This is a genomic window from Bdellovibrio bacteriovorus (assembly GCF_041888015.1).
In the GTDB taxonomy this organism is placed as follows: Bacteria; Bdellovibrionota; Bdellovibrionia; order Bdellovibrionales; family Bdellovibrionaceae; genus Bdellovibrio.
Genome location: NZ_CP168968.1, coordinates 2934973 through 2957991, shown reverse-complemented (window position 1 = coordinate 2957991; position 23019 = coordinate 2934973). Strand labels below are relative to the sequence as shown.

Annotated in this window: 22 protein-coding genes; 14 read left to right on the top strand and 8 right to left on the bottom strand. The window is 48.6% G+C overall.

Annotated elements, in window-relative coordinates:
- Positions 1-55: 55 nt before the first annotated feature.
- The 4 genes from ACES2G_RS14155 to ACES2G_RS14140 form a co-directional block, all read right to left on the bottom strand.
- A complete protein-coding gene (locus tag ACES2G_RS14155; RefSeq protein ID WP_347357740.1) occupies positions 56-664 on the bottom strand; it encodes a hypothetical protein in 609 nt (202 codons plus the stop codon).
- 108 nt (positions 665-772) lie between these two features.
- On the bottom strand, positions 773-1549 hold the full coding sequence (locus ACES2G_RS14150) for a hypothetical protein (protein ID WP_347357739.1): 777 nt from the start codon (positions 1547-1549) through the stop codon (positions 773-775).
- A gap of 206 nt (positions 1550-1755) precedes the next feature.
- Positions 1756-2589 carry a flagellin gene (locus ACES2G_RS14145; protein ID WP_374000567.1) on the bottom strand — a complete coding sequence of 278 codons (834 nt, stop codon included), beginning with the start codon at positions 2587-2589 and terminating at the stop codon, positions 1756-1758.
- Between the two features lie 487 nt (positions 2590-3076).
- Positions 3077-3337 carry a hypothetical protein gene (locus ACES2G_RS14140; RefSeq protein WP_347357737.1) on the bottom strand — a complete coding sequence of 87 codons (261 nt, stop codon included), beginning with the start codon at positions 3335-3337 and terminating at the stop codon, positions 3077-3079.
- Between the two features lie 74 nt (positions 3338-3411).
- Here ACES2G_RS14140 and clpB point away from each other — a divergent pair, with 74 nt between their 5' ends.
- The 7 genes from clpB to ACES2G_RS14105 all read left to right on the top strand — a co-directional run bounded on the left by clpB (position 3412) and on the right by ACES2G_RS14105 (position 10627).
- Entirely contained in the window at positions 3412-6000 is a 2589-nt protein-coding gene (gene clpB / locus ACES2G_RS14135) for an ATP-dependent chaperone ClpB (RefSeq protein ID WP_374000566.1), read from the top strand.
- A gap of 7 nt (positions 6001-6007) precedes the next feature.
- On the top strand, positions 6008-6406 hold the full coding sequence (locus ACES2G_RS14130; RefSeq protein ID WP_374000565.1) for a methylglyoxal synthase: 399 nt from the start codon (positions 6008-6010) through the stop codon (positions 6404-6406).
- Positions 6407-6508: 102 nt separating this feature from the next.
- Positions 6509-7630: a CapA family protein gene (locus tag ACES2G_RS14125; protein ID WP_374000564.1), complete on the top strand. Its 1122-nt coding sequence runs from the start codon at positions 6509-6511 to the stop codon at positions 7628-7630.
- Between the two features lie 55 nt (positions 7631-7685).
- Entirely contained in the window at positions 7686-8180 is a 495-nt protein-coding gene (locus ACES2G_RS14120) for a hypothetical protein (protein WP_347357733.1), read from the top strand.
- A 14-nt stretch (positions 8181-8194) separates the two neighbouring features.
- The gene (locus ACES2G_RS14115) at positions 8195-8686 is read left to right on the top strand and encodes a hypothetical protein (protein ID WP_374000563.1); all 492 of its coding nucleotides are present in this window, start codon (positions 8195-8197) and stop codon (positions 8684-8686) included.
- 81 nt (positions 8687-8767) lie between these two features.
- Positions 8768-9106, top strand: coding sequence for a hypothetical protein (locus tag ACES2G_RS14110; protein WP_347357731.1), 339 nt, complete (start codon positions 8768-8770; stop codon positions 9104-9106).
- Positions 9107-9427: 321 nt separating this feature from the next.
- Positions 9428-10627, top strand: a complete 1200-nt coding sequence (locus ACES2G_RS14105) for a hypothetical protein (protein WP_347357730.1) — start codon at positions 9428-9430, stop codon at positions 10625-10627.
- A 5-nt stretch (positions 10628-10632) separates the two neighbouring features.
- On the opposite strand, the gene ACES2G_RS14100 is transcribed toward ACES2G_RS14105, so the two are convergent.
- Together ACES2G_RS14100 and ACES2G_RS14095 are read right to left on the bottom strand one after the other, a co-directional pair.
- Positions 10633-10956 carry a helix-turn-helix transcriptional regulator gene (locus ACES2G_RS14100; RefSeq protein ID WP_347357729.1) on the bottom strand — a complete coding sequence of 108 codons (324 nt, stop codon included), beginning with the start codon at positions 10954-10956 and terminating at the stop codon, positions 10633-10635.
- Complete coding sequence (locus ACES2G_RS14095; RefSeq protein WP_347357728.1) at positions 10946-11224, bottom strand: hypothetical protein; 279 nt, start codon at positions 11222-11224, stop codon at positions 10946-10948. Before ACES2G_RS14095 ends, ACES2G_RS14100 begins: the two co-directional genes overlap by 11 nt.
- A 236-nt stretch (positions 11225-11460) precedes the next feature.
- Between ACES2G_RS14095 and ACES2G_RS14090 the strand changes: the two genes are divergently transcribed.
- The 7 genes from ACES2G_RS14090 to ACES2G_RS14060 all read left to right on the top strand — a co-directional run bounded on the left by ACES2G_RS14090 (position 11461) and on the right by ACES2G_RS14060 (position 19391).
- Entirely contained in the window at positions 11461-12060 is a 600-nt protein-coding gene (locus ACES2G_RS14090) for a riboflavin synthase (RefSeq protein ID WP_374000562.1), read from the top strand.
- A gap of 1 nt (position 12061) precedes the next feature.
- On the top strand, positions 12062-13192 hold the full coding sequence (gene ribB / locus ACES2G_RS14085; RefSeq protein ID WP_374000561.1) for a 3,4-dihydroxy-2-butanone-4-phosphate synthase: 1131 nt from the start codon (positions 12062-12064) through the stop codon (positions 13190-13192).
- Positions 13192-13731: a 6,7-dimethyl-8-ribityllumazine synthase gene (gene ribH / locus ACES2G_RS14080; RefSeq protein ID WP_374000560.1), complete on the top strand. Its 540-nt coding sequence runs from the start codon at positions 13192-13194 to the stop codon at positions 13729-13731. The genes ribB and ribH overlap by 1 nt, the downstream gene beginning before the upstream one ends.
- A 15-nt stretch (positions 13732-13746) precedes the next feature.
- Entirely contained in the window at positions 13747-15951 is a 2205-nt protein-coding gene (locus tag ACES2G_RS14075; protein ID WP_374000559.1) for an ATP-binding protein, read from the top strand.
- Between the two features lie 27 nt (positions 15952-15978).
- Positions 15979-17355: a sigma-54-dependent transcriptional regulator gene (locus ACES2G_RS14070; protein ID WP_374000558.1), complete on the top strand. Its 1377-nt coding sequence runs from the start codon at positions 15979-15981 to the stop codon at positions 17353-17355.
- A gap of 14 nt (positions 17356-17369) precedes the next feature.
- Entirely contained in the window at positions 17370-18869 is a 1500-nt protein-coding gene (gene proS, locus ACES2G_RS14065) for a proline--tRNA ligase (protein WP_374000557.1), read from the top strand.
- Positions 18870-19112: 243 nt separating this feature from the next.
- Complete coding sequence (locus tag ACES2G_RS14060) at positions 19113-19391, top strand: KH domain-containing protein (RefSeq protein WP_374000555.1); 279 nt, start codon at positions 19113-19115, stop codon at positions 19389-19391.
- A gap of 44 nt (positions 19392-19435) precedes the next feature.
- Here the strand turns inward: ACES2G_RS14060 and ACES2G_RS14055 are convergent, their stop codons facing one another.
- Complete coding sequence (locus ACES2G_RS14055; RefSeq protein WP_374000554.1) at positions 19436-22411, bottom strand: hypothetical protein; 2976 nt, start codon at positions 22409-22411, stop codon at positions 19436-19438.
- A gap of 58 nt (positions 22412-22469) precedes the next feature.
- Positions 22470-22955: a hypothetical protein gene (locus ACES2G_RS14050; protein WP_374000553.1), complete on the bottom strand. Its 486-nt coding sequence runs from the start codon at positions 22953-22955 to the stop codon at positions 22470-22472.
- Between the last annotated feature and the right edge of the window lie 64 nt (positions 22956-23019).

The following is a 23019-nucleotide window of genomic DNA, read 5'->3' as shown; positions in this document are numbered from 1 at the left end:
ATAATAAAAAAGGGAGTCAAAGACTCCCTTTTTTATTTAACTGTGTGCGCAGCGACTAGAAGTAACCTTCGTCATCACCGAAGTCGTCATCTTCATCATCGTCGTCGTCATCGCCATCATCATCTTTGGAAGTGGTCTCATCTTCAGTTTCTTCGTCTTCTTCGAAGGAACCTTCAGCTTCCTCAGATTCTTCGCCTTCGTCATCCCAGTCGTCAGACTCAACAGCTTCTTCTTCGATCTCGATCATGCTGTCGATTTCAGTTTCGTCGTCGAAGTCAGCAGAGATTTCCTCGATAGCTGGTTTGATGATTTCTGTTGCAGCAATACCACCGACAGCAGCTTTAGCTACTTTTTCTTTTTTAGGAGCGGCTGGCTTTTTAGCTGCTGGTTTTTTCGCAGCAGGCTTCTTAGCAGCGGCTTTTTTAGTCGCAGGCTTAGCAGCTTTTTTAGTTACTTTTTTTGCAGCGGCTTTTTTAGGAGCAGCTTTCTTAGCAGGTTTAGCTGCTTTCTTAGGAGCTGCTTTTTTTGCCGTTGCTTTTTTAGCAGGCTTAGCAGCTTTCTTAGTTACTTTTTTAGCAGCAGCTTTTTTTGGAGCCGCTTTTTTAGCAGGTTTAGCTGCTTTTTTTGCTACTTTCTTTGCCGGTTTTGCTTTTTTCTTTGCCATGATTCGCTCCCTAAAATGTCCTGGTTCAAAATGGAAATGCCCCCTTAGACTAACGAGATTTAAGGGGGCAGGCAAATCAAAATAGATTTCAGGTGGGGACGGTCTTGCTTAGTTGATAATACCACTCAAATGGTCGTCGATAATCTTGGCCAGATCGTTAGGCAGAATGAAGGATAAGAACAGGCCTCCATTGTAACCCCCGGATTTAGGCACGATCGTCAAATACCCCAGGGTCCGTGTCCCTGCAGCATTTTTCAGTGGGGAGGTCATCCCGAAATACTCTGGGAAGAAGGAACTTTCCACGAACATTCCGACCGCACTGACTCCAAAGTAAAGGTACAGCTTATTGCTGGAGTTCTGATTCAGACCCAGTCCTAAGGACGGTAGCTCTCCGCTAGGCATCATTGGCAGGGCGTTACCGTTGGGAAGACGGGATGCTGGCAAAGTTGTAACTTTGTCTTTAACAATTAGCTTTAACGGAATGCTGACCGCGACGCGGGCTTTTTGCTGAGAATCCAGAACCGTTTTGATCTGAACACCTTTTACCTGGGGTACATCTATATAGAGTTGGCTGAAAGCACCAGGCAGGGGAAGGTACAGGAGCAACGCATTGTTGGCTTTGTCCAGAGACATGACCTGTTCGTTTTCATAGGCGCCGCCTCCGACGTGGGCTGATAGCTCCAGTTTATCGTAGGCGCTTGGTGGTTTTGGAACTGGAGGAGGGGTTTCGGTTCCCTGGCCAGAGTTGTCGCCCCCACTGTTAGACCCTTGGCTGGTATTGCCTGTGCTACCCAATGGCTCAAAGCCTCCCTGGTTGCTGCAAGCGGCAAGAACTGCGGTTGCGAGAAGTGCGCCCATCAATCTTGCTGTTTTCGCTTTAGTCATATCAAACCTCCATGCTTCTTCCTTATTTTTCGGAAGGTTTTCACCTGGACTTAAGCTAAATATTTGAAATTATTGGTAAATAAGTTCGACAGTTTTGTGCGTGATGAAAAGATAAGCAGAGGCAGTGGAAAAACTTTGGGCAGAAAAAACAAAAAACCCGGAGGGAAGATCCCACCGGGTTTTAGATTTTGGTTATCTTATTCCAATTAACCGATCAGCTTAAGAGCCAATTGATTGGATTGGTTAGCTTGAGCCAAAGTTGAAGTACCAGCTTGCAACAAGATGTTGTTACGAGTCATCTCGGAAGATGCTTGAGCAACGTCTGTGTCACGGATACGGCTGTTAGCTGCAGACAAGTTCTCTTGAGCCACACCCAAGTTGTCCACTGTCGAAGTCAATCTGTTCTGAAGGGCACCCAGGTTGGCGCGAGTTCCAGAGATTGAAGTCTGAGCAGAGTCAAGCTGAGCCAAAGCTTCTTGAGCACCTTCTTTAGTGGAGAAGTCCACACCAGAAAGACCCAGAGCATCCAAAGTAGCTACGTTTTCACCAGCGTTGAAGGAGATACGATCTTCTTCAGCGTTGTTGAACAAACCTACCTGGAAGTCGAAGCTTGGAGATGAACCATCTAGAAGTTTAGTAGTACCCCAAGTAGTTACAGAAGCGATACGTTGAATCTCAGATTTCAATTGTTGAACCTCTTTATTCAACATGCCACGCTCTGTCTCACCAACAGTGTCAGAAGCAGCTTGGATACCCAACTCACGAAGACGAACCACGATGTTACCGATTTCGTTCAAGCCACCCTCAGCAGTTTGAACCATTGAGATACCATCGTTCGCATTTCTTTGAGCTTGAGCAGCAGAACGAATCTGAGCTTTCAAGCCTTCAGAGATCGCCAAACCTGCAGCATCGTCAGCAGCTTTATTGATGCGGCTGCCGGAAGCAAGTTTCGCCATAGAATCGTTAATCGCTCTTTGTGAACCTACTAGGTTACGTTGTGCATTCAAAGCGCTTACGTTTGTTGATACTCTCATTCCCATTTTAAATTCCTCCGTTAATATTTATTTTTCATATTCAATACCTTCCTTGATTTGTTTTTTTGGCTTCAGCGAAACCTACTTTCGCTTTGCCGGCACTGACATCCGAGTCGGTGCATTTGTATGGCCTTTATTTTTTGGGCTTTAACCCTCGCTTGTTGCCAAGCGCGCGAACAATCTATTGTTCTATTTCAGTTTCATCCTTGAAGGCCCTCCTTTCGGTTCAGCAAGAGAGTGACCATCTCTCTCTGACTCCTTCTGAGTGAATCATTGATGTGCATTAGATCGGGATTTGGGCTGAGCTCTTGACAGGACGTCAGGCGGGTTTTGTTTGTTTTTCACAATACTGGCCGAAAGGCAGATCGTGGATTCAGGACGTAAGGTTGTCCTGAATCATTTGTACACAGTACTTTCAGAGAGAAAATTAGGAATTTGCCCGACCTAAGATCGGTCAAATTTCAGAGAGGCGACGTACGTCTTAAGGGTCTGGCTAATCAATTTCCAGGAAGCGGCAGAAGGCCATGTTGCCAGCCAGCAAATACTGATGCGTTTGCTCTGCTTTTAGGTGGTGACGTGGATTGTAGCCAATCGTGCAGACAATCTTGTCGCCGTCATAGTGAGAACAGTCCTCGCAGGAGAAGCGTGTGTCGTACTTCAGATAGTCGGCAGGATTGACGTTGTCCTTCTTGATAGATGGATGCAGGCGGGGTTGAGATTTACCTTTTCCTTTGGGATTTACGATTCCAGCCATTCTGAAAGATCCTTTCGGGGATCATATTGACAAAGCAAAAATAAGACTCATCCTTTATTCCAGATGGAGGGATTATGAGCAACGATATTGAAAAAATGACGCGAAAAAGCCAGGAGGCCATGCAGGCCGCCGCGAAGTTGGCTGAGCGTAAAAGCAGCCCCTCTGTGGAGCCCGAACACCTTCTGATGGAGCTGGTTCAGCAATCCGAAGGTATCGTTCCCCGAATTCTTGATAAATTAAATGTTTCTCAGGCGCAGTTCCTGGCGGATCTAAGAACACGTATTGATAAGTTTCCTCAGGTGACCGGCGGAGGGCAGAAACTTTTTGCCAGCCCCCGTTTGGAGAAAATCTTTAAACAGGCGGAAACGGAAGTTCAAGAATGGGGGGATTCTTATATCTCCACAGAACACTTTTTTATGGCCATGCTTAAGGGAGGAGACAGTGAGCTGTCTGCGGTCTTTAAAAAGAACAAGGTTTCTGCGGAAGCCGCACGCACGGCTTTGACTGAAATTCGTGGCAAACAAAAGGTCACGGATGATGACCCGGAAAATAAGTACGAGGTCTTGAACAAGTACGCACGTGATCTGACCGCATTGGCTGCTGAAGGCAAGTTGGACCCGGTGGTGGGGCGTGATGAGGAAATCCGTCGTGTGGTGCAGGTGTTGTCGCGCAGAACGAAAAACAATCCGGTGCTTATTGGTGAACCGGGCGTGGGCAAGACGGCTATCGCGGAAGGCCTGGCATTACGTATTATTAAGCAAGATGTGCCGGACAATTTGATTGGCAAGAAATTGATGTCCCTGGATATGGGGGCCTTAATTGCTGGTGCCAAATACCGTGGTGAGTTCGAGGACCGCCTGAAGGCGGTCATTAAAGAGGTCACAACCAGTGATGGGCAAATTATTTTGTTCATCGACGAACTTCACACTTTAGTGGGGGCGGGTAAAACAGACGGCGCGATGGATGCCGGGCAGTTGTTGAAGCCAGCACTGGCACGGGGTGAGTTGCGCTGTATTGGTGCGACCACTTTGGATGAGTACCGCAAGTATATTGAAAAGGATGCAGCACTTGAGCGCCGTTTCCAAACAGTGATGGTGGAAGAGCCCAGCGTGGAAGATGCGATCACCATTTTGCGTGGTCTGAAAGAAAAGTACGAAGTCCATCATGGTATTCGCATTACTGATGCGGCCCTGGTGGCGGCGGTAAAGTTGTCTCATCGCTATATTACCAATCGCTTCCTTCCGGACAAAGCCATCGACTTGATCGACGAAGCGGCCAGCAAGCTGGGGATTGAAACCCGCTCGGTGCCGGAAGAGGTCGATAAGATCGAACGCGAGTTGATGCAGCTTCGTATTGAAAAAGAAGCTTTGAAAAAGGAAAAAGATGAAAGTGCCAAAGAACGTCTGGCCGTCATCGATAGGGAAATCACCGAGCTGAATGCGAAAAACCAGCTTTTGCGTGAACAGTGGGAATTTGAAAAAGGCGGCATTGAGCAAATTAAAAAGCTGAAAGCCGACATCGAGGATCTGAAAGTGGCTGTGGCGAAAGCCGAGCGCGAAGGGGATTTGGGTAAGGCTGCCGAATTGAAATACGGCCGTTTGCCAGAGACCGAGAAGAAGCTCAAGGCCCTGGAAGAGCGCAGTAAAGAAGGTGCGAAGTCTGCGACCGAAAACCGCATGTTGAAAGAGGAAGTTGGCCCTGAAGATGTGGCCGAAGTGGTCGCGAAGTGGACAAGAATTCCAGTCAGTAAAATGCTGGAAAGTGAATCCCAGAAACTTCTGCACATGGAAGACGAGTTGAAAAAACGTGTGGTAGGTCAGGATCATGCCTTGACCATCGTGGCCGATGCGATTCGTCGGGCGCGTGCTGAAATCTCGGACCCGAATCGTCCGATTGGAACGTTTATGTTCCTGGGCCCGACAGGTGTCGGTAAAACTGAAACCGTGAAGGCACTGGCAGAGTTCCTGTTTGATGACGAGCAGGCCGTTGTGCGAATTGATATGAGTGAGTACATGGAAAAGCACTCCGTGGCTCGTCTGATCGGGGCGCCTCCGGGCTATGTGGGTTACGAAGAGGGCGGTCAGTTGACCGAAGCGGTTCGTCGTCGTCCTTACAGTGTGGTGCTGCTGGATGAAGTTGAAAAAGCTCATCCGGATGTGTTTAACATTTTGTTGCAGGTTTTGGATGATGGTCGTTTGACCGATGGTCAAGGGCGCACCGTGGACTTTAAAAATACGGTGCTGATCATGACCTCGAATGTGGGTTCGCAGTCGATTCTGGACCCGAGCATGTCAGAAGAATCCAAGCGTGAAGCGGTGAATGAGGCTTTGCGTGAAAGATTCCGTCCCGAGTTCCTGAACCGTATCGATGAGATCGTGATGTTCAAGTCCTTGGGCGAATCGCAGATTTCTGGCATCGTGAAGGTGCAGTTGGATCTGGTGTCGCAACGTTTGAGAGCAAAAAAGATCGCTATCGACTTCAATCAGGAAGCCATCGACTTCCTGGCGAAGAAAGGCTACGACCCGGTTTATGGTGCTCGACCTTTGAAGCGTGTGATTCAGACAGAACTGCTGAATCCACTTTCCAAAGAGATCATTTCAGGCAAGGTCAAAGCGGGCGATACGGTCCATGTCAAAGCCAACGGCAACTCGTTGGCTTTCTAGGGATGTTATGAAGAAGAATGCTAAGAAGAGCTCTAAGAAGAAAAAGAATATCGCCCTGATTGCTCACGATGGAAAGAAGGCCGTCTTGGTTTCTTTTGTTCGGGATCATCTGGAGGATTTCAAACATTTCACTTTGATTGGAACGGGTAACACCGGCCGTCTGATTCAGGCGGCTGGGTTGAAGGTGACTCGCAAGCTTTCGGGTCCGCTGGGGGGTGACGCTCAGATCGCGGCGGAGGTGGCGACCGGAAAGTGCCAAGGGGTGATCTTTTTCCGTGATCCGCTGGGCATGCATCCGCACGATCCGGATATCTCCATGTTGATGAGAATCTGTGATGTTCATAACGTGCCGTTAGCGACAAATCCTGCCACGGCTGAGCTGCTTATTAAAGGCCTTCCAGGCTAGTTTTCGCCAAGCCAGCTGTCGGGATTTTAGACAAGCTGGCATATTTTTCCGTTGCCATTCTGTGGGTTGCGAAAAGCTGTTCCAGGCGTCATCTTCAGGTCCATGCGCAACTTTAAATCTCTTCTGATATCAGGTCTTTGTCTGGGCTCTTTGTCGGTGTCAGCGGCTCCGCTGAAGGGAGCGTATTGCCAGGATGATTCCGTGGTGGTGGGTTTTGCCGGAGATATTCTGGTTCACGATGCGCTTTACAAATCCATTCTTCCCAAGCAGCGCTTCACCGCTTTATGGGAAAAAGCCATTCCGCTTTTTAATAAGGCCGACTATATGGTCGCGAATCTAGAGGGGCCTGCAGCGCTGGGAATTGAAAAGTCCGGACGGGATGTAGGGGACCAGGGGTTCACCTATGATTTGAATGTCTATTCCGGTACAAAGTTTTCTTTTAATTTCCATCCACAGATTCTACGTGATTTGAAGTCTTCTGGCGTTGATCTGATCAGCACGGCGAATAATCATTCTTTAGATCGTCAGTGGCGCGGGGTCGACCGTACTTTGGAAGCTGCCAAAGAAGCCGGTATTGGGACGACGGGGACTCGTCCTTCCTATGCTCCGAATGAACAGTTCTATCATTTGGCTGATGTGCGTGGCTATCGCCTGGCCTTTGTCGCTTGCACCGAGTCCACCAATGGAATTGCAGATACTAAAAGCCAAGTGTTGTCCTGCTATAGCAAATCCCAGCAAGTGGAAGGTTTGATCAAGCAACTAAGTGGACGCACGGATATTGATGCCGTGATTGTACTTCCGCATTGGGGCGTAGAGTATAGTTCTAAGCCTGAGAAGTCTCAAATCAGCTACGCCCGCCGCTTTCTGGAAGCCGGGGCTGCCGCTGTGGTGGGATCGCACCCCCATGTTCTGCAACCTTGGGAAACTTATCGAACCGCAGATGGTCGCCAGACGATGATTGTTTATTCCTTGGGTAATTTCTTGGCCTTTCAGTCGGGAACTGAGAAGAAAACGGGTGCGGTGGTTTATCTGCGCCTGAAGAAAGATGTCGCAGGACGTACACAGCTGGCGACGGCCTATTATACGCCGACCTATCGTGATGGCTATACCGTCTATCCGATCAGTAGCCGGGGCAGTAAAGAAGCACTTAAAGAGTCCGCAAAGCACTTTGGTACGCAAAACCGCTTTGAACCAGACCAAAAATTCCCAGGTTGCCATCTCTGATAACGCTTTCCCCAGCTAAGATTTTTGTGCTTCAATAAAGGCTCGGGAGAGTCTTATGGAAGAAATCACATCTCAGTTTTGGCGTAAGTGCAGTTCTTGTAAAAAGCCAATTTCTTTTGGCGCAAAATATTTCGTATGCAGCGTTTCGACCTGCAATAATGAACGCACGGGCTATGTTTTTTGCAGTGTTCCCTGTTTTGAAACCCATTTGCCGGGGGCTCGTCATCGTGATGCCGGAGCGATTGAAAAGATCGCTCCAAAGACGGCAGCAGAAGAGACCCACCGGACTCCGGCACGCATTATCGTAAAGCCGACCTCAACCTCCACAGTTTCCTCTGTCGCCCAAAGTGCGGCTCCTCAGGAAGTGCTGATCGTTGCATCACGTTTGAAAGAATATATTCACGCCCGCTCTGAATACAATACGTCGGCATCCGTGATGGATGTGCTGTCGGACCATGTGCGTATTATTTGTGACCGGGCGATTGAAAATGCCCGGGCTGATGGTCGCAAGACTGTGATGGACAGGGATTTTGAATTCTTAAAAAAATAGAAATGAGGTCTTCTATGAAAAAGTGGATTGCCGTAGCCGTGATTCTATTTTCCTTTTCAGCACAAGCTCAGTCGCGTGTCAGTTATGACCTGAGCGGAGCTTCGGGAACTCGTGATAGCGTGTCTTTCACCGAGATTCATTTGGGATTGAATTATTTTGTGATGGACTGGCTGAATTGGCGTAACTCTGTTTTCACTCAGTTTGGAACGGATATTAATACCGTGTATGGTTTGGATACGGCCGCGCTGTTCAACTATGAACTCTATAACCGCAGTCGCACACTGGGGATTGAGTTCTTCGCGGGGCCGGGTTTGCGGTTTGCCTCTGAAAATTCCAACGCGGCCTTTGGTAAAGCAGGCATCACATTTGGGCTGGGGGGATTGCGTATCGGGGGCGGTGTACAGCACTTCCTTTATTTCGAAGATCGCACGGATAAAAATGATAACACCTTAAGCAAAGATGAGACCCAATACTTTATCACGTTGTCGGGTGGCGGAAGCTTCTAAAAAGTTAAAACTTTTTGCGCAGACATGATTTCCGTCATGCAGTGAGAATTCATTCCTCCGACAAGAACGTCGGAGGAAATCATGAAGATCGAAGATATCATTCTGGCCCACGCCAAATATAAACTCAGCTTGCGTAACTTTGTTGAAAAAGGCTCGGAACTGCAGATTCCCGAGGGGGATTTGCTATTCTGGCTTCAAGAGCAGGCGAGGGATTTAAGTCATCTGCCGTCCTTCCGGACTTTGCAACGTGAGCACGAGGCTTTTGTGAACTATATTTCCGCTGTGTTGACTCTGGTTGCTGAAGGTCAGCAGAGTCAGGCTCAGAAGCTGATCTCCAGTGAAATGTTTGTTCTTATCTCAGAAGAAATTGTTACCACCATGAGTCTTCTTGAAAGAGACTTGAATCGCAGAACTCACTGAAGACGGCATTGCTCCGTCTTCTTCCCTTTACGGTAATTTTAATTTTTAGTGATCAAGCTTTTGACGTTCAGAGTATTCGCACTAGTGAATGTGTCGTTCAACTTTTCTTAAACAGTCTATTCTTTCGACAATGCAATTTTTTTTGAAAAATGCGTATTTTGATTGTCGCCAGTTATTTCCATCACTTAGCGTGTCTCAGAGTGAAACCGGTTTCGTTTTTGCAAATGAGTCCGCAAACTTACACCCGGTTTAAGGTCTAGCTCTTTCATTCCGTATACTGTGCATGAACCGCCTTTAGTGAAAGATTGGAAAGGGACAAACATGAAATCACAATCGGGCACAGTGAACTGGTCAAAGAAGATGATGAAAGCCGGTATTATGATTGCCGGTGCTGCGATGACCATGGGCAATCAGAAGTGTGAGCAGCAACAGGCTGTTGTTCCGGCACGCACGCTGAAAAAAATTGTCGAGATGGGCTCCATTCGATCCAGTCCCTTGATGTTGCCTAACGGATCTTTTGATTTTCAATTTGTAGCGAATCAGCAGGTGTACGGAGTGCTCATGGAGAGCAAAGAGTTTGCGCTAAGATATGCGCCTCCCATCGCGATTCCCCCCGAGCAGGCACGCAGTGGGGATCAGAATTTCTTCAATCTGACCAAAGCGGACGGACAGATGATGAAAGCCTTCGCACAGGCTGCGGGCAAGGATGATTATAACGTTCAGTACGCCAAGACGGCGTGGTGTATGGTGAACATCCCGCAGGCCAAGATTTCCGGCTCCGTGAACTCGTTTGAGTTGATTGGTGGCGGCGGTCTGACGGTGGGCTTCAATCCGGCGGGAGCATATCCAACGAATGGATTGACCTCTGCAGGGTTCAACGTGGAATGGGCTCAGCTGGATTTGTCCATGATGGCACTTCGTCCGCTGACTTCCAAAGTGATGACCGCCACGAATGTGACAACAAAACAGACCAAAACCAAAGTGAACTTTGGTTTGAACTTCGGAGCTTTCACGATTGGGCCGAGTGCTTACTATCAAACTCCGCTGGCGCAAGTCACCAAGAACGCCCTGGTGAAAGCCGTGGGCGAATTGAACACGGGCTTGAAGTCAGAAGAATGGTACACGCGTGTGATGGCAAATCATGACACACATCTGGTCGTGGTCGGTGGAACCGATGTTGGTTTGGAAGCCGGAGATCAGTTGTTGATCTATAATGAAGACTATTACTGGGAAGGTGAACCCTGTGACTCGAAGTACCTGGGTGGTGGCGCAGCGGCAGGTTCGGCCGTGGCAAAAGTCGAGATCGACTGGGTGGGGGATGAAATTTCCCGCGGTCGCGTGATCGAACAGAACGACCATAACGCTGTGATCGGCGCGAAAGTGAAGCTCTTCAAGTTCCACGCTGCGGATTATAAGCCTCAGGATCCGGGTGTTCAGCCTGTGGATTCCAATACAGGAAACCAGGGCTCAACTGGGAATGGCGGCACCCCGCAAAAACCCAGTAAACCGGGCCGCACTTAGTCAGCCTAGGAAGCCTTAAGGTTTTTGCTGACAGTGATTGTAAAGCTCAACTTTTCTCGTCTTACGTGATCTTGCAGTACAAGTTGTACTGCAAGTTCTTCCAGGATATTGATTCTTCTGGCAATCTCTACAGCTCTGCGGATTGATGGAATTTTGCGATCATGCTCAAGATCGTTTAGGCTCTGTTTGGAGATTTTGAGAAGTTTGGCCATCTCCACCTGACTGAGCTCTTCGCCCAATCTATGGGATTTTAGAAGTCTTCCAAAAGTTAAAGGTCCAAATTGTTTTTCCAGATCGGCAATGCCGATTCGCGGTTCTTTAGTAGTCATGTTTATGGACCTCCTCCACAATTATCAGTTTCACCGTGCCATTGTTTTCTTCCGTGTAAATGGCTCTATAGGCCTTGCTCAGTCGAATTGAGCGTTCACCTTGACGTCTTCCTTTGAGCGGTTCGTCGTGATAGCCCGGAATCTTTCTGACTTCGAGAAGACCTTTCATTTCGACAGACATCGCCCAGGCCATGAGTTTATCTACGACATGGCCGGGGAGCTTGCGCAGTTGTTTGAAGACTTTGTCGAAGAGGACTTTCTCTGGCACTAGAGTACTCCTAATTAGCGTACTTTTCAAGGGCTTCTTTTTCAGGGGCCGTTGGGAAGCGGAGCAAGATCCATCTCGGATTTGATGCAACTGAGTCAGGATTCGGGTGACTTGAATATCGAAAGTCGGATGTGATTCAAGGCCTCCCGGGGGGCTTTCTCAGAGTGTAAAAGTGCCACTTTCCTTGCCAGAGCAGGGTGAAACGTGTAGGGTCTCGGCCACAAGCAGAGGCCCTTATGTTTTCTGGAATCGTCGAATCCGTCATGCCGATTGAGAGCTCCGAAGAGCTGTCTAATGCCTATCGTATTAAAATTAAAAAACCCAGTGAATTCAATGATATAAAGCTTGGCGACAGCATCGCCTGTGATGGCGCCTGCCTGACGGTTGAAGCCTTCGATGATTCCCATATGACTTTTGCGCTGGCGGCCGAAACGATCAAGGTTCTGGAATGGAACCCACAAAGCTGGATTGGCAAACAGGTCAATCTTGAGAGATCTTTGCGTTTTGGCGATCGCATCCACGGTCATCTGGTGACCGGTCACGTGGACAGCTTGGGGACGGTGACTCGTGCCGACCTTCAGGGGGAGTCCTTCTTTCTGGATGTGAAAGTGGCCGACACGATTCTTCCCTATGTTTGGAAAAAGGGCAGCGTGACCTTGAACGGGGTCAGTCTGACGGTGAATGAGCTTGAGGGGAATGTGGTCTCTGTCTGCCTGATCCCTGAAACTTTGAAGCGCACGAATCTTGGTGTGCTGAAGCCGGGCAGTCGTATTAATGTGGAACCTGACTATATGGCGCGAGCTATTCAGCGCTCTGTGGAAGTGAGAAAGGGCTAACATGGAATTCAATACCATCCCTGAAATTATCGAAGACGTCCGTAACGGAAAAATGGTCATCCTGGTGGATGATGAAGATCGTGAGAACGAAGGCGATCTGATCCTAGCGGCTGAATTCGCAACGCCTCAAAATATCAATTTCATGGTGAAGGAAGCTCGTGGTTTGGTTTGTCTTTGTCTGACAGCCCAACAAGTTGATCGCCTGCAGCTGCCTTTGATGGTTCGCGATGACTTGAACTTTGCTCCGAACAAAACGGCATTCATGGTCAGCATCGAAGCCTCCGAGGGGATCTCTACGGGGATTTCCGCCGCGGACCGTGCTTTGACTTGCCGAGTGGCTGCAAATCCTCACGCAAAACCTGCTGACATTCACATGCCAGGGCACATCTTCCCGATCCGTGCGCAACAAGGTGGTGTGTTGAAGCGCGCTGGGCATACCGAAGCCAGTGTGGACTTGGCCCGTTTGGCGGGTTTGAACCCGGCAGCCGTGATCTGCGAAGTGATGAATGATGACGGCACAATGGCACGCGTGGGGGACCTGCGTGACTTCGCGAAAAAGCACGGTATTAAAATTGGCACGATCGTGGATCTGATTGCCTATCGTCTGGCCAACGAAACTTTGGTGGAAGAGCTTGCCAGTATTCCGTTGCCAGCGTCTTTCGGTGAAAATATGCAAGCGCGTGTTTTCCGCAGCACGGTGGACGGGCTGGAGCACTTGGTGATTCAAAAAGGTGAAATCAAAAAAGATCACCCGACGTTGGTGCGTGTGCATGTTGATAACTTCACACGTGACTTTATGGCTGTGGTGCAAAGAGGAGCTTCGTCTGTTCTGGAAAGCGTCAGGGCTTTGCAGTCAGAAGAATCCGGCGCCTTTGTTCTGCTTCGTGGAAACAATCGCACCGCTGGTTTGGTGCAAGAGCTGAACGTGTTGATTGGAATGGAGGACGTGCGTCCTTCCACTCCACTGATGGATGAGCGTGATTATGGTATTGGCGCGCAGATTTTGCGTGAAATTGGTGCCAATAAAATCCGCCTGCTTACGAACAAGCCCGAGAAAAAAGTCGGCTTGAAGGCATTTGATATCGAAATCATTGAAATTGTCGCAATGGAAAATCTGAAGGGACCAAAATAATGGGAAAAATCAAAGTTGGTGTAGTTACAGCTCGTTGGAATCAGGAAATCACTTCCAGACTTGAAGAAGGTGCGATCAGCTACCTGGAGTCCTGTGAAGACGTAGAGATCTTCGCGGCCCTGGTTCCGGGCGCGGTTGAAATCCCGTTGGCTTGTCAGGCTTTCCTGGATGCAGGCTGTGACGGTGTTGTGGCTTTGGGTGTGGTGATCCGTGGCGACACTTCCCATTATGACTATGTCTGCAACTCTGTCACTGAGGGCGTGACTCGTCTTATGCTTGATTACAAAAAACCGATCGGTTTCGGTGTTTTGACGACTGAAAACGAAGAGCAGGCTTTTGCCCGTGCCGGTGGTGATCATGGTAATAAAGGGGAAGAAGCGGCTCAGGTTGTGATGGAAATGATCGGTCTGACGCAGGAAATCCCTGCGGCCATGAAAACAGCGGTGATGTTGGCCAAGAAGGCTCCGGCCAAGGCTGCCAAGAAGCCTGCAAAAGCTGCGGCAAAAACACAAAAAAAGAAGAAAAAAGTAAGAAAGTAATCTAGCATGGGGGCTATGGAAAATACGCCCCTTAAGGATGAGTTTCTTCCTCCTGGTCCGCAGGAGTTTAAAAAGCGACGCCGTGAGATCATTTTGGTTCTTGTGGTGTCGTTTTTATTTGGTCTTCTGACGTGGTTTGAGATCCGTCTGTTCGCCACCAGTCAGCAGCTGCCCTTTGTTCACAGTATCTTTTTCTTCGGTCTGGTGAACTTCAATATCATCTTGCTGTTGCTTCTGCTTTTCATGATCTTCCGAAATGTCGTGAAGGTCTTCGTGGAAAGGCAGGGGAAGGTTTTTGGAAGCAGTCTGAAGGCCAAGTTGATTGCCGCGTTTGTGGCGTTCAGCTTTATTCCGACCGTGCTGATGTTCATCATCTCGGTGTTTTATATCAACTCCAGTTTCGATAAATGGTTCAGTGCGAAGATGGCAGGGGTTTTAAAAAGTTCCATCGAAGTCACCAATGCCTATTACTTCAATGCCAAGAAAAAGAACTATCACTTCGCCCATCAGATTTCTGACTCCATTCGTCCGCTGAAAAGCCAAAAGGAAATCCAAAAGAAAGTCGAACAGCTGCGCAAGGATTTCAGTCTGGATGCGGTGGAATACTATCCATCCCTGTTCGGAAAACGCGTGGTGGTATCAGCAGAAGATGACAACGTTCCAGCCGTCCCGGCGGTGTCGTTGGAGTTCCTGCAAAAGGGGATCAAACTTCAGGCGGAAGCCAGTATCATTCACCAGTTCGGGGATGGAAATCTGGTGCGTGTGATTGTGCCGGTGCAAGAGGGTGCGGAAAAAGGGGCTGTGGTTGTTTCCAGTTTCCTGCCGTTGTCTTTGATTTCCAAGATGAACGATATTTCGACCGCCTATGATGAGTTCCGGGATATCAATCCGCTGGAATACCCGCTGAAGTCGATCTATCTGTACATCCTGGTTTTGATGACTTTCGTGATTCTGTTGGCAGCGACCTGGTTTGGATTCTATCTGGCCAAGCAGTTGTCGGTGCCGATTGTTCAGTTGGGTCGGGCGACCCGACGGGTCGCTGGTGGGGATTACACTCCGCTGGAAGTAAAGTCAGGGTCTGAGGAGATCAACGACCTGATTCAAAGTTTCAACTCGATGACGGGCACTTTGGAAAGCACGCTGGAAGAGCTGGATCAGCACGCTCGCTACACCGACACTGTTCTGAAAAACGTCAGTGCTGGGGTGATCTCGGTGGATAAGGCTGGGGTTGTCACCACGATCAACCGTCATGCAGCTCAGCTTTTACGTGTGGATCCGGAAAAGTACATCGGACATTCGGTGCGGGATCTTCTGACTTTGGAATACTTCAGAACTTTCGCAGAACTGCAAAAGACCATGCACGATCACAAAATCGAAAGCTTGCAGAAAGAGATGCGCCTGAATGTTCAGGGTGAAGCCGTTCCATTGCAAGTGACGTTGTCCATGTTGAAGGATGAAAAAGGCGAAGACATCGGTAAGATTCTGGTCTTTGACGACATGACTCCGATTGTGAATGCACAAAGGGCTGCGGCGTGGACGGAAGTGGCCCGTCGTATCGCCCATGAGATTAAGAATCCTCTGACCCCGATCAAGCTTTCTGCAGAGCGTTTGCAGCGTAAGTTTGGCGGCACGATCACGGACCCGGCTTTCAGTGAATGCACGACCATGATTGTGAAGCAGGTGGATGGGCTGAAAAATCTGGTGAATGAGTTCAGTAACTTTGCCCGTTTGCCACAGGCCCGTCCGGTGGTGGCGAATTTGAACAGTGTGGTGGAAGAATCCCTGGGGCTATACCGTCAGGCGCACCCGCAAATTGAGTTTGAATTCACCAAAGATGGGGATCTGCCCGACTTTAAGTTCGATCCGGATCAGATTAAGCGGGTTTTGGTCAATTTGGTTGATAACTCGGTTTCCGCTGTTGCAAAAGAGCCACAGCCTAGCGTGAAAATCACCACCCGTTATGACAAAGACATTAAAACGGTCCGTATGACGGTGGCCGACAATGGCGAAGGCATCCCTGCGGCGGATCGAAGTCGTATTTTTGAGCCATACTACTCTACAAAAGAAGGCGGAACTGGGCTAGGATTGGCCATTGTGAAAAGGATCATTGAAGATCACAATGGTTTCATTCGTGCGACAGCCAATGAGCCTAAGGGAATCAAAATGGTCATTGAAATGCCCGTGAACGAAATCGGCGCATGGAAACCTTCCGAGTCCTAAACTGGAAGAAGAGAAAAGAGGTCCGTGATGGCGGAACTAAGTACAAAAATTCTGATTATTGATGATGAAGCACCGATTCGTGATGTGCTTTCGGCGTCGTTGCGTGATGAGGGCTATCAGGTTTCTTTGGCTCACGATGGTGAGTCTGGAATCCAGGCTATTCGCGATGTGCAGCCGGATGTTGTGTTTTTGGATATCTGGATGCCGGGCAAGTATGACGGAATTGAAGTTTTGAATTTGGCCCGCAAGGAATTCCCGCATGTGGAGTTCGTGATGATCTCTGGTCACGGAACGATTGAAACAGCCGTGAAAGCGACCAAGCTTGGCGCCTGGGACTTTATTGAAAAACCGCTTTCCATGGATAAGATCCTGATCGTGATTTCAAATATCCTAAGCTATCAACAACAAAAAGAAGAAAAAGCGTTATTGCTGAATAAGCTTCGCAAGTCGATTGCTTTGATCGGTGAAGCCCCGTCTATCGTGGCGACGAAGCAGATCATTGCGCGTGTGGCACCGACGAACTCCTGGGTTTTGATTCAAGGGGAAGCGGGTACTGGCAAAGAACTGGTAGCGCAGAACATTCACTACATGAGTGCTCGTGCCAGCCGTCCGTTTGTTGAGATCAACTGCGGTGGCATCCCGGAAGACCTTCAGGAGTCTGAAATCTTCGGAATCGAAAAAGGTGCGATGCCTGGCGTGGACCGTCCTAAAAAAGGCAAATTGGATCTGGCCTTGGGCGGAACGCTTTATATCGCTGAAATTGGCGAGCTGAATCAGGCAGCCCAAGGTAAACTTCTGCAATATCTGGACAGCCGTAAATACAGCCGCGTTGGCGGTACGGAGCTGATTGAAAATGATGTGCGTGTGATCGCGGCGTCCTCCAAAGACCTTGAAACAGAGGTTAAAGAAGGTCGTTTCAGGGAAGATCTGTACTATCGTTTGAACGTGATTCCTTTCCGCGTTCCCGCTTTAAGAGAACACACCGAGGATGTCCCAGTGCTGGTCTCTTATTTCTCTGACAATGTATCGCGTGAAAGCGGTTACCCGAAAAAGGTGTTTTCCGAAAAAGGGATTGAAAAGATGCTGGCTTATCAGTGGCCGGGTAACGTTCGTGAGTTGAAGAACTTCATTGAACGTGTTTACATTTTGACTCCGGGTGATTTCGTCGATGTGCATGACCTGCGTTTTGCCGGTCTGATTGACAAGGATGATGAAAAAGCTGTTGAGATGCAGGATCTTTCCACTTTCAGGGAAGCGCGCGCGCAGTTTGAAAAAGACTACCTGCTGCGTAAGATCGGCGAAAACAATGGCAATATCTCCCGCACCGCGGAAGTGATCGGTCTGGAAAGAAGTTATCTTCACAGAAAGATCAAAGCATACGGAATTGATTCTAAAGAAAACTAAGAAAGAGACGACAGATGGCAGATACAGCAATTACCCCAACACGTTCCCAAAACTATCCAGAGTGGTATCAACAGGTGATCATCGCCGCGGACATGGCCGAAAATTCTCCGGTGCGCGGCTGTATGGTGATCAAGCCCTGGGGCTACGCTGTTTGGGAGAACATGCAGGCGGTTTTGGATCGCAAATTCAAGGATACCGGCCACGTAAATGCTTATTTCCCACTATTGATACCCCTGAGTTTCTTGGAAAAGGAAGCCGAACACGTCGAAGGTTTTGCCAAAGAGTGTGCGGTGGTGACTCATCACCGTTTGAAAGGTGATGGCAATGGCAAACTTGTTCCAGACGGAGAGTTGGAGGAGCCATTGATCATTCGTCCTACGAGCGAAACAATCATCGGTCACCAATTCGCAAAATGGGTGAAATCCTACCGCGATCTGCCGATTCTGGTGAATCAATGGTGTAACGTGATGAGATGGGAAATGCGCACGCGCATGTTCCTAAGAACTGCCGAGTTCTTGTGGCAGGAAGGCCATACAGTTCATGCTACGGCCAAGGAAGCTCAGGAAGAGACGCTGCAAATGCTGGATGTTTACGCGGACTTTGCTGAACAATACATGGCGATGCCAGTCATCAAAGGTATGAAAACTCCGGACGAAAGATTCCCGGGTGCAGTGGATACCTACACAATTGAAGCGTTGATGCAGGATAAGAAAGCCCTGCAGGCTGGAACTTCCCACTTCCTGGGTCAGAACTTCGCCAAGGCTTCTGAGATCAAGTATCTAAGTGCTGAAGGCAAAGAAGAGTTTGCTTGGACGACATCCTGGGGTGTTTCCACTCGTTTGATCGGTGGTTTGATTATGACCCACAGTGATGACAATGGCTTTGTGGCTCCTCCAAGATTGGCGCCGTTGCATGTAGTGATCATCCCGATCTATCGCAACGATGAAGAGCGTGCCCAGGTTTTGGATTATGTGAAGTCTTTGGAAAAAGACCTGAAGGCACAGAACTATGTTGGCTCTTCAGTACGTGTGAAAATTGATGATCGCGATCTGCGTGGTGGTGAAAAAGCATGGCAGTACATCAAGCAAGGTGTTCCTGTGCGTGTGGAAGTCGGTCCTCGTGATATGGCCAAGGGCGAAGTCTTTGTTGGACGTCGTGATCGTGGTCCGAAAGAAAAAGCCTCTCAAACAAGAGACGCCTTCGTTGAAAACATCGGAGCTCTTCTGCAAGAGATTCAGGATGGTATGTTCGAACGTGCGAAGAAGATGCGTGATGAAAGCATCAAGAAAATTACGAATCTTCAGGAGTTCGAAAAGTACTTCGCAGGTGGAGAAGCTTCTGCCCCTGGTTTTGCCAAGGTTCCTTGGTGTGAGGCCGGCATGGGCCACGAACTATTGGCTCAGCTGAAGGTGACTCCACGCTGTATGCCGCTGGATCAGGAGCCGGTTGAAGGTAACTGTATCTTCTCTGGCAAACCCGCCACAAAATGGGTTCTGTTCGCAAAATCATATTAGTTCAAGGGGCCCTCTTCGGAGGGCCTTTTTTTTGGGGCGGCGGAAAAGGCGAAGAATTTTATAAAGCCGGTGAATTTTTTTTGATGCGCTTCTTTCCCGAAGTTTGTCTGGTCCTGAGTAAGCACAAATTTTCAAAGTGTTTCGGTCTCGTTGGTGTGAAACACTTTGAAGTCGTGCCCTGAGTTGAGGCCATTGCTCTTCCTTCAGTTTTCATTAAGCATGAAGATCTGTGACGGAGGAAATGTGTTAGTGGCAGTGGCAGAAAATCAAATGGAAGAAGTTCGGACTCGTATTGCAAAAGTGTTGCAAGAGGTTGTGCAGGAAATGACTGCTGGGGCTTCTGGAGTTGAAGTGAGTTTTACAAGTGGGGACCGCACCACTATCTATCGCATCACTGTCCCTCAGGAACACCGTGGGAAGTTGATCGGGGCGCAGGGTAAGAACATCATGTCCTTGCGTAATATTTTGGGCGCGATGGCAGGAAGCTACGGTTTCCGGGCCATTATTGAACTGGTTGTTTGATCTTAAGATAAGACAGAAAAAAGAGCTCCGAGAGGAGCTCTTTTTTATTGTACTTCCAGGAAGCTGGACTCAGACCAAGGCGAGGCCTGAGAGGCGCTGCGGCCACGAATACGGAAATACCAGCGTCCAGATTCAAGGCCTTGTCTTAGATAGTAATCGCGCGCTTCCACTTTATACGCAGTACTGCCGGAAAACTCCGGATTCTTCGCCAGTTCCAGTTCATACCAGGCGGCCCCAAGGATCTGACCCCAAGCAAAGCGGATAGAGTCTCCGCGCTTAAACTTATTACCTTTGGCTGGGGCCTCCAAGGCCGCGGGTTGCAGGTCACCTTGTTTGCGATATTCCACAGCGTAAATCTGTGAAGGGGTATCAAAGAAGTCCGGGCTTTCAGATATTGGAATCAGGCGGAAATAGTACCAGCCTTCTTCCGTCACTGGCATGAAGAATTCAATGTTCTTGGTTTCCAGTCGTTTGGCATCTTTGAGATCTTCACGTCGCCCCACTTCCAGAGAATACTTTTTTGCATTTTTTCGGTGATTCCAAAGAATATGCAGCTTATCTGAATCCCTCTTGTCATCTATATTGGCAAAGGTGAGTTCGTAACGATCCACCGATGGACCTGGCAGGACCCCTTTGATCTTGAACACTTGCGATGCCGGAGAGATTTCTCCCTCAGGAGATCTTGCAAGTACGCGAACAAAGCTGGGTTCTTTCGTGGCGTGATCGATAGCATACTGGGCTTCATTCACAGAGATCTTCAGCTTTACAGAACTAAACTTGGCTGTGTCTGCAACTTCGATCATGTAGTCTTTGGCGTTGGCCACGGGCTTCCACTGAACGGTTACACGTACCAGGATGGGGTTGAGCAGATCTTCTTTTTCTTTTATGAGCTCTGGCGCGGTCAGTGGGGGGCGAACTTCAGTTGAAGCTATGTTAGACCAGCCAGAGGCGGGTTTGTCAGAGAGGAGCTTCTGAGCGCGAAGATAATATCGGCCAGGCTCGGACACGGGAATCCCTGAGGACAGGGTGCCTTTGTGGAATCCGACGAGAGATTTAAAATCCTGAGTACGACTGAGTTCCAAGTTGAAGTTTTCAGCGGCTTTGGCGCCGCGGATCTTGGCTTGGATCTCCCAGCGGCCGCGCTCGATGAAACGCAACTGGGCCTCTTCGAGATTGATATCGGAAAGTGGCACAATCGATAGGTGGCGGACTTCAGTTTTTTGCCCGTTTGCGGCAACTAGGCGCCAGTACAGAGGGCCAGCGACTTTTCGGGTAAGTTCAAAACTTGTCATGCCCGCGGTTTTGAATTTTTCAACATTCTGGGAAAATTGCGACACTGGGGATATTTCCAGTGTGGGGGCCGAACCCGCCCATTCAAAACGGACGGGTTTTCCGACATAAGCCACGGCGTTGTTGTTCGGGCTGACCAGCGTAAGATCCCTGGCGGGTAAGGCATTGAGGTTGGCCATTGTTTTTTCTGCTTTAGCGGCAGCTGTTGCTGCGGCCAGGGCTTTTAGTGTCGCAGCAGAAGGCTTCAATGTGATGGTGTTGGACAGAGGGGAAACTTCGCCTTCTTGGGATTCTGCCTGAATCGCAACATACAAATTTTGAGTCAGATTTTCGCTGATGCGATAGTTCACCTTATTTTTGGGCAGACGAATGATTTTTGAAGACTTGAAGTCTTCATTCGGAGATGTGCGCAGCAGGAAATTTTCGGAATCGGCATCGGTAAGCCAGCTGATTTCTGCAGAGATTACACCCAGAGTGGGCTCTTCACTTGAAGTGAGCTTTAATGTTGGGGCAGTGAGGGGAGGACGTATCTGAATGCTTTTGAGTTCAGACCACTCAGAGACCAGATCATTGTTATAAAGACGGCGAACCCGAACGAAGAATTGGCCGTTTTGATCAATCAGGGAGCGGAACGGTGCCGGTCCGACAAACGCATCATAAGGTTCTGTGAACGTGTCATTCTTGCTGACCTGGAACTCATAGCGTCCTTGCGAATCGGTGCTGTCAACACTCGCTTCAAGTTGCCATTTGCCGCGTTCCATGAAATTGACTTTGAGCTCTTTCAGGTGAGTCGGCTGCAGATTGGCAACTTTAAAGTAGGAGGGGCTTGAGAACTGAGCGACACCTTCTTTATAGGTGACGATTCTCCAGAAAATATCTCCCTGCATTTTCTCCAGAGGGATGGGAAATATCTTCTGATTTGTTACATTGATTTCAACCAGATTTTCGAAGAAATCGGGGTGTGTTGAATACTCCAGAAGCTGGCGATCTGAAGGGGACTGACTTTCCCAACGGAAGGTTTGAGTCTTGTCACTTTTGTAAACGATTTGCTTTTCCAGAGGTGCAATCAGGCGAATGGAGGGATCAATAGACTGATCGATATAAAGTTCGACTTTATTGGAACCAGAGGAGGCGCCCTGTTCGCCGATGTTACGGTTGCGCACGATGACACTTTCACCCTGCTTGAGATCAGCTTTTTCTGCCACGCCATCCATCTGCAAATGTCCTGAAGCCATGGACAGACCAAGAGCTTTTTCCTTCTTCTTTACGTAGAGATCGTACTTGTAGCCAGGGCGAATCTTCAATCCGCCTTCATCGACCCTTAGAACCACGCTGCTCTGGTCAGTAGGGAAGCTGCGCAAATTGAAGGCGCCATCATTCAGGGTCAGGATCAGATTGTTCTTGTCGATGCTGTCTTCGGAAATTCGCAGAAGCGTATTTTCAGAAAGACGTGCGCGGCGACTGCCAGAGAAGAAAAGAACGGTGGAAGATTGGTTTCCTACGAAAACTTCTGAACCATTGAAGAGCTTTTGTCCTTCGCTGCTTGTCCGCCAAAAGAAGTCGCCAGGATATTTGTGTCGTACTTCTCGATTCAGATTTCTGACGACGGCAAGAGGTTTGCCAAATGAAGTTTCATCTACGGTGTTCAAGCCGGGCACGCCGAAGTAATATGTCAGTCCTCCGGCGATGATCACGGCCACAATCAAAGCTGTAAACCATTTTTTCTGCATCCATCTACTATTAACGATATGTGTGTGGATGTACAGACTCTTTGGCTCTTAGTCACATTTATGAAGTTCGCTTAATGAAGCCGAACGTTTTCTCAAGCAAAAAGTCAGGCTCCAGTGTTCCACGACATTTCGCGCATGTTAGATTTTCAGGTATCTGTACAGATGCTGCTGCCTGATCACTTGCATAGAAGTAGTGAACATCTTGAGAGAGTTTGATTGTTTCTTCGTGAGAGCATTTTTCGCACAGGAATGGTGCCAGGAATGATGTGACAATGGCATTTTTCGGAATGAATCCCTGCACGATATTTATTTGATTCACGATAACGAATGGGCATTCATCAAGATAAAGTTTGGCATTTTGTGGAAGGCGACATGTCCAAAGAATCCAGTTCTTCACGCCAATGGAGTTGATGAATGTCACTTTCGAAAGATTGATCTTAATTTCCTTGAATGGTTGTAAATTTATTTCGAACAGTGATGCTTTTTCGCTGATAGGTCCTTCGAGAGAGATTTCAATCAAACTTCCATTTATTTTGGTGCTCATCGGATGTACCTTCTTGGTGATATGTGGGAGCGCAGTATTTATTCTGAATCAAAATAGGATATCC

Excerpts from the sequence above, each read along its gene's own strand:
- ACES2G_RS14050 (WP_374000553.1), bottom strand. The coding sequence starts at position 22,955 with ATGAGCACCAAAATAAATGGAAGTTTGATTGAAATCTCTCTCGAAGGA.
- ACES2G_RS14070 (WP_374000558.1), top strand. The coding sequence starts at position 15,979 with ATGGCGGAACTAAGTACAAAAATTCTGATTATTGATGATGAAGCACCG.
- ribH (WP_374000560.1), top strand. The coding sequence starts at position 13,192 with ATGGGAAAAATCAAAGTTGGTGTAGTTACAGCTCGTTGGAATCAGGAA.
- ACES2G_RS14090 (WP_374000562.1), top strand. The coding sequence starts at position 11,461 with ATGTTTTCTGGAATCGTCGAATCCGTCATGCCGATTGAGAGCTCCGAA.
- ACES2G_RS14115 (WP_374000563.1), top strand. The coding sequence starts at position 8,195 with ATGAAAAAGTGGATTGCCGTAGCCGTGATTCTATTTTCCTTTTCAGCA.
- ACES2G_RS14130 (WP_374000565.1), top strand. The coding sequence starts at position 6,008 with ATGAAGAAGAATGCTAAGAAGAGCTCTAAGAAGAAAAAGAATATCGCC.
- ACES2G_RS14155 (WP_347357740.1), bottom strand. The coding sequence starts at position 664 with ATGGCAAAGAAAAAAGCAAAACCGGCAAAGAAAGTAGCAAAAAAAGCA.
- proS (WP_374000557.1), top strand. The coding sequence starts at position 17,370 with ATGGCAGATACAGCAATTACCCCAACACGTTCCCAAAACTATCCAGAG.
- clpB (WP_374000566.1), top strand. The coding sequence starts at position 3,412 with ATGAGCAACGATATTGAAAAAATGACGCGAAAAAGCCAGGAGGCCATG.
- ACES2G_RS14110 (WP_347357731.1), top strand. The coding sequence starts at position 8,768 with ATGAAGATCGAAGATATCATTCTGGCCCACGCCAAATATAAACTCAGC.
- ACES2G_RS14075 (WP_374000559.1), top strand. The coding sequence starts at position 13,747 with ATGGAAAATACGCCCCTTAAGGATGAGTTTCTTCCTCCTGGTCCGCAG.
- ribB (WP_374000561.1), top strand. The coding sequence starts at position 12,062 with ATGGAATTCAATACCATCCCTGAAATTATCGAAGACGTCCGTAACGGA.
- ACES2G_RS14120 (WP_347357733.1), top strand. The coding sequence starts at position 7,686 with ATGGAAGAAATCACATCTCAGTTTTGGCGTAAGTGCAGTTCTTGTAAA.
- ACES2G_RS14150 (WP_347357739.1), bottom strand. The coding sequence starts at position 1,549 with ATGACTAAAGCGAAAACAGCAAGATTGATGGGCGCACTTCTCGCAACC.
- ACES2G_RS14105 (WP_347357730.1), top strand. The coding sequence starts at position 9,428 with ATGAAATCACAATCGGGCACAGTGAACTGGTCAAAGAAGATGATGAAA.
- ACES2G_RS14145 (WP_374000567.1), bottom strand. The coding sequence starts at position 2,589 with ATGGGAATGAGAGTATCAACAAACGTAAGCGCTTTGAATGCACAACGT.
- ACES2G_RS14100 (WP_347357729.1), bottom strand. The coding sequence starts at position 10,956 with ATGACTACTAAAGAACCGCGAATCGGCATTGCCGATCTGGAAAAACAA.
- ACES2G_RS14055 (WP_374000554.1), bottom strand. The coding sequence starts at position 22,411 with ATGCAGAAAAAATGGTTTACAGCTTTGATTGTGGCCGTGATCATCGCC.
- ACES2G_RS14125 (WP_374000564.1), top strand. The coding sequence starts at position 6,509 with ATGCGCAACTTTAAATCTCTTCTGATATCAGGTCTTTGTCTGGGCTCT.
- ACES2G_RS14140 (WP_347357737.1), bottom strand. The coding sequence starts at position 3,337 with ATGGCTGGAATCGTAAATCCCAAAGGAAAAGGTAAATCTCAACCCCGC.